This window comes from Arsenophonus sp. ENCA, assembly GCF_002287155.1.
In the GTDB taxonomy this organism is placed as follows: domain Bacteria; phylum Pseudomonadota; class Gammaproteobacteria; order Enterobacterales; family Enterobacteriaceae; genus Arsenophonus; species Arsenophonus nilaparvatae.
The window spans coordinates 1-5,060 of record NZ_NHNG01000150.1; the positions used below are offsets into that span (position 1 = coordinate 1).

Annotated in this window: 8 protein-coding genes and 1 pseudogene; 4 read left to right on the top strand and 5 right to left on the bottom strand. The window is 35.7% G+C overall.

All coding sequences use genetic code 11. The features are described from left to right. From CBG25_RS04110 to CBG25_RS04120, 3 genes are all read right to left on the bottom strand, one after another. Nucleotides 1-217, bottom strand: a 217-nt coding sequence (locus CBG25_RS04110) for a hypothetical protein (protein WP_290604799.1), incomplete at its 3' end; no start/stop codon positions are given. 27 nt (nt 218-244) lie between these two features. After that, nucleotides 245-583: a hypothetical protein gene (locus CBG25_RS04115; RefSeq protein WP_290604800.1), complete on the bottom strand. Its 339-nt coding sequence runs from the start codon at nt 581-583 to the stop codon at nt 245-247. A gap of 418 nt (nt 584-1,001) precedes the next feature. After that, on the bottom strand, nt 1,002-1,667 hold the full coding sequence (locus tag CBG25_RS04120) for a S24 family peptidase (protein WP_290604802.1): 666 nt from the start codon (nt 1,665-1,667) through the stop codon (nt 1,002-1,004). Nucleotides 1,668-1,763: 96 nt separating this feature from the next. Here CBG25_RS04120 and CBG25_RS04125 point away from each other — a divergent pair, with 96 nt between their 5' ends. Beyond that, nucleotides 1,764-1,943 (top strand): Cro/CI family transcriptional regulator, encoded by a 180-nt coding sequence (locus CBG25_RS04125; protein ID WP_026824103.1) that lies wholly within the window; start codon nt 1,764-1,766, stop codon nt 1,941-1,943. Between the two features lie 1,045 nt (nt 1,944-2,988). Here the strand turns inward: CBG25_RS04125 and CBG25_RS04130 are convergent. Continuing rightward, nucleotides 2,989-3,402, bottom strand: a complete 414-nt coding sequence (locus CBG25_RS04130; RefSeq protein ID WP_290604807.1) for a hypothetical protein — start codon at nt 3,400-3,402, stop codon at nt 2,989-2,991. A gap of 104 nt (nt 3,403-3,506) precedes the next feature. Between CBG25_RS04130 and CBG25_RS04135 the strand changes: the two genes are divergently transcribed. From CBG25_RS04135 to CBG25_RS04145, 3 genes and pseudogenes are all read left to right on the top strand, one after another. After that, nucleotides 3,507-3,737 carry a Cro/Cl family transcriptional regulator gene (locus CBG25_RS04135; protein ID WP_290604808.1) on the top strand — a complete coding sequence of 77 codons (231 nt, stop codon included), beginning with the start codon at nt 3,507-3,509 and terminating at the stop codon, nt 3,735-3,737. Between the two features lie 139 nt (nt 3,738-3,876). Continuing rightward, nucleotides 3,877-4,242 carry a hypothetical protein gene (locus CBG25_RS04140; RefSeq protein WP_290604810.1) on the top strand — a complete coding sequence of 122 codons (366 nt, stop codon included), beginning with the start codon at nt 3,877-3,879 and terminating at the stop codon, nt 4,240-4,242. A 284-nt stretch (nt 4,243-4,526) separates the two neighbouring features. Continuing rightward, a pseudogene (locus CBG25_RS04145) lies at nt 4,527-4,727 on the top strand (replication protein); the annotation flags it as partial. A gap of 52 nt (nt 4,728-4,779) precedes the next feature. Here the strand turns inward: CBG25_RS04145 and CBG25_RS04150 are convergent. Continuing rightward, nucleotides 4,780-5,060, bottom strand: a 281-nt coding sequence (locus tag CBG25_RS04150) for a transposase family protein (RefSeq protein WP_290603775.1), incomplete at its 5' end; no start/stop codon positions are given.

The following is a 5,060-nucleotide window of genomic DNA, read 5'->3' on the forward strand; positions in this document are numbered from 1 at the left end:
CTCCCGTACTCCCTATAGCCCTTTTAACCTTAATATTTCCTTGTTCAAGTTCGTTTAACCAACGATGTGCCGTGACTTCAAGTGGTTCATTTAGTGTTCCAATAGTACAAGGAAGGTATCGCTCAATTTGTATCCAGATGTTGCCACGCCGAGCAAAGAATTTTCCATTCTGTGTTGCATAATTTGTGCTATAAATTCTCGGAAATACAAAAGTCATTTTAGTCGTTCCTTCTTCCGTTATTTATCAGTTAGCAGTGATTCCGAAATATGATTTAGGTTTATTGTTAAAACGTCTGGAAGTGTATAAAGCTGCTATAGGCAAACAGCAGTTATTAAATGCGTCATAAACTTTAGTAGGACGAATTGAAATTGCTTTTTCTACACGATTTATCACCTTTCTTTTCAGAGAAAGAACAGGGCGTTTAGTGCTCGGAGTTGTTAGTTGATTGGATTGCTTAGATGTATTTAACGCTGCTTTTAATGCCATATTAAGCGCTTTGTTATAGTTATAGGCAGCTTGTTTAGCTCTTCTACGCTCATGTCTACGACGGCGAGCATTATCATAACCATGAAAGTTACACATATTACCTCCTACAATGGGTTTTGGTGGTGTGTGCCGGAGGTATCCGGATTATATTTACAGTCATATTGGTAGTACCCTGGTGTTGGTTTCAACTTTATGGCTGTATTTTGGTTATTTCACACACCCCAAAACCGACTGTTTGGGTGTTTTGTGGTCCGCTTTTTCAGCGAAATGGTGTTAAAGAGCGGTATTGCTTAACTGTCGTCACTTGCCTTCATGTTCATACGCCTCGGGCTGGCTACTTGGCAACATCTGGCAAGGTTTCAGATAACTCGTGGTATTGTCTGGCGTTTGCCTGTTGCAGTGAGTTGATGCGATAAATGTAACTTAAATTACTAATTATGTCAATCTTTAAGTAATTTATATTACGTTTTGATGGGTAAAAAAGCTCCTTTTAAAGAAGCTTTTAATTTTTATTTTATTGTAATTCTTGAATTATTTTAGTAACACGTCCTTTAATGGTGCAGTTACCTTCTAATTCAATTATTTTAAATGAAGGATTTAGAGGGATTAAATATTTATTAGGCCCATCTATAGATAGTTTTTTTATGGTTGGCTCTTTCGAGTTCTCTAACTGAATAACAATAATCTTACCATTGAGATCATCAAAATCACCATAATTAGGATCTACTAAAATCTTAGAACCATCTGGTATTGAGGGTGATCCGTGAGGGTTTGCCATTGAGTCGCCTTTTACTAACATCATAAAAGTATTGGCTGATACATCAGACATGACTTCACTCCAAACTGTTACGTCACTTATTTCAGCAAAAGGAGTTATTCCATCCCACTTGCTGATCTGCTCCCCTGTTAATAAAGGGATCCTTTTAAAGGTTGCAGAAGATAAGCGATATAACTTTGTATCATCTTCGGAGCGTGAATCTTTGCCATAAAGCAGCCACTCTATATTGCATGCTAATACTTTTGTCAGTATATGAAGATTTTCTCCATCAGGTTTTGTGTCTCCATTTTCCCATTTTGTTACTGAAACGCGACTGACACCCAGAGCTTTTGCTATCTCGTTTTGGGTGAGTCTTAATTCTTTTCGCTTATCGCGAATGCGGTTGCCGATGCTGGTTTTCATGTAATCAATGTTACCATTAATAAGGGTAACATATATTTACAAATAAATGTAACTTATGTTACCATTTTTTCAGATAAGTAATTCAGGGGGTAATAAGTGAAAAAGAATGAAGTAATTAGATACTTTGGAGGCGTTCGTAATACCGCAAAAGTATTAGGGATAACACATGTTGCTGTTTCACGATGGCCATTAGTTATCCCTGAAAAAAGAGCCATGCAATTAGAACGCTTGACTAAAGAAAAGCTTAAATATGACTCTTTTTTATATAAAAAATAGACGAGTATTTTCATAAAAATTAATGAGTTATTAAGTAAATTTTTTGAGATTTAGACTTTATATAAAAACGACAGCTCTTTAACAACCAGGCCTCCCTGAAATTGGGAGATTTTACATTCCCAACCTATCGGGATGGAAAGCTATTACCTGAAACTTATGGAATTAAGTGTAGAACAGGATTGCTGCAAAGACTATCAAATCATTTTGTMTGTATGCTATTTGATTTGCGGGTTTTTRRGTATTTTCTTGCAGAATAGAGATAAGTATTCGGTAAGCAACAGTTATCAAATGAAGGCTGAGGCTTTTTGTCTTTTAGATTGAGAGTGAKTGATGCRAKGGTATTAACGGTRTCANCTTKCTTGTTAAATATGGAATCAAGGATTTGTTCTGTAGAACGTGGCTTAGGTTTCGCTTCGTATTCAGCGCGTTTTCTATCCCAGAATGCCATTTGTTTTGCTAGGCGACGAGATTTAGCATTGTCTTTTTTAGGTTTAAAGATAATGGTTGCCATTTTGTTTCTCCTAAATAAGTTTTAGTGGTGTGTGCCGAATACTTACGGTGAATGTTCACAGTTGGTTTATTCCCTGGTGTAGAAACGAGATTTGACTGTTCTGTTATATTCACACACCCCAAAACTCACTTGGTGGTGGTGCTCTAAAGCTTATTCAGAGCGGTGATTCCAATATGTTAAAGAGCGATGATACTTAGTTACTGATGACTTCACTTGCCTTCATGTTCATACGCCTCGGGCTGGCTACTTAGCAACGTCTGGCAAGGTTTCAGATAACTCGTGGTATTGTCTGGCGTTTGCCTGTTGCAGTGAGTTGATGTGAGTAATATTACCCAAAGGTAATAAAAAAGCAAGTACCTAAAGATATTTATTTTTATATCCTAGATACTACATTGAATTAAAAGATAAAAAATATTCTTAATATGTTTTATTAATAAATGTTCTAGATATTTAGAATTGAAAAAAATAGGGAAGGGTTATAAAAAGATAAATTAAAAGTTAATTTGAGTAATACATAATTTTCGATAGATTATATTAACTAGCCCTTTTGGTGTTGCGGTGAAGTTCTTTTATTTCGGCTATAAGATTATCAATTTCATCTTTTTCTTCAGCCAATTCTTTTATAAATTTATTTTTTTTGCTTTTTGGTAAGCTATCAAATAAATCAAGCAAAATTTCATGCTGCTTAGTTAATATTCTTTCTTTTTTAATATCCAGTCCGTTATTTATACCATCTAGCCATCCTTTAGGAAGATTAAATGCATCCTCAATAACATCAACCATATCGTCTGCTATGCGTTTTTTCCATTTTTTTCCTTCAGGATAAAGCATTCGAGATACATAAGATTGTTCACGATCAATACGGCGAGCGAGATCGACGATCTTACCACCGCATAAGGTATCTTTAATATCTATAAGACGTAAACGTCTTTTTTCATATTTATCCATATATAAAATCTTATGTAAATTTACCTAAGAGTAAATTGTCTATAGGTATTGATTAAAAAATTACTTATAGGTAATATAAATAGAACTTATTTAAGGACAACCTAATGGAAGAACTAAGAATTTATCTGAACGCTTTATCGTTAGAACAACAGCATATTTTTGCTAAAGCGTGTGGAACCAGCTTAGGGTACTTACGTAAAGCTATCAGCAAAGATCAAAAACTTGGAGCTGAATTATGTGTTTGTATTGAACTAATAAGTGATAAAGCAATATCTAGAAAACAGTTACGTCCATATGATTGGAAGAATATTTGGCCTGAATTGATGTCGGATTGATTCAATCCAAACCAACTCTAATCATATAATTACAAGTATCGTTCTTTAACATTTTGACTCGCTCTGAATAAGCGTTAGAGCCACCACAACCTCATAGGAATATCGAGGTAGGGAATTTTATTACTTAAGGATTATAACCATGGAATATTCAAATACTATCAAAATCACCTGCAAACCTGAGCATTTAGAATCTTATTTCTACCAGAAGATGGCATCAGAAGGAGGTAATAACGGGTTTGCCAAATCATTAGGGATCCACCACTCAACAGCGAGTCGGGATAAAACCAGAATATTTAAATTAGCCTGTCAGGTCGTCTCAGAATACGGCTTACCAAGGCATGTGGTGAGTGTGCCTGATGCATCGACACAGGAGGTTGTCATTACAAATATATCAGGCGAAGAGATACGCAAGCTAATTGATATGCTAGAGCATTTGAGGTTGCCAAAAAAAGAAGCTTCAAGGTTAAAAAACGATGAAGCTTTAGAATGTCAGATCGAACTTTGAGTTTAATTATGCCTTTCAAGGAGAAGGGAAACGCCGAATTTCCCTTTTTTCTTTCAATTTCAGCGAGGTTATTATGCCAAAAAAGCGACGATTTATCAATAAAAACCATGAAGAAAGATTATACCCAGATAGCCCAGATGGGCTATTGGTTGCTGCATCAAAAAATAAGCGTTTCGCACATCGATTTGTATCGGAATTCAAGAAGATTCGAGGAGTTAAAAATGGCTGCAACAGTCACCAGTCTTGATGATTACAGAGTTAAAAACGAAGTCAGGGAGAATGCCGTGGCTGAGATTAAAAATGGGTATACCCAAATACCGAATGAGCTTTATGAGGAACTAATTAGCTCTGATTTAACAAGAAATCAGGCAAAGGTAGCTCATACAATTTGTAGAAAAACTTACGGATTTCATAAAGAGTTTGACCGTATTTCTGATAGTCAGTTATCAGAATTAACTAAATTGCCAAGACAAAAAGTAAACAAAAAGCGTGTTGCTTAATAGTGAAATAAGGGTGTTTCGGTGATTGAAGTAAATTTTACGCTGTTCTGAGATGGAAATTCCAAAGACCTGCGCTAAGGAGTAAGAAGGTATCATCAATAAAGGGTCTACGATTCCGTAAAATTTGGGTCATGCAACCGAGGCGCTTGATACCCGCGATGGCGTGTTCAACTGTAATACGGATGCCCGAGATTATTTTATTTTCTTGTTTTTGTTCAGGCGATAAAGGTCTTTTTCGAGTTCCTTTTTTTGGGATTTGTGTATTAGGATGCTGTTTATCTATACCTTGAAAACCGGTATCTGCCCAGATGGTTACCT

Coding starts and splice junctions, on each gene's coding strand:
- CBG25_RS04120 (WP_290604802.1), bottom strand. CDS start 1,667: ATGAAAACCAGCATCGGCAACCGCATTCGCGATAAGCGAAAAGAATTA.
- CBG25_RS04140 (WP_290604810.1), top strand. CDS start 3,877: ATGGAATATTCAAATACTATCAAAATCACCTGCAAACCTGAGCATTTA.
- CBG25_RS04115 (WP_290604800.1), bottom strand. CDS start 583: ATGTGTAACTTTCATGGTTATGATAATGCTCGCCGTCGTAGACATGAG.
- CBG25_RS04135 (WP_290604808.1), top strand. CDS start 3,507: ATGGAAGAACTAAGAATTTATCTGAACGCTTTATCGTTAGAACAACAG.
- CBG25_RS04130 (WP_290604807.1), bottom strand. CDS start 3,402: ATGGATAAATATGAAAAAAGACGTTTACGTCTTATAGATATTAAAGAT.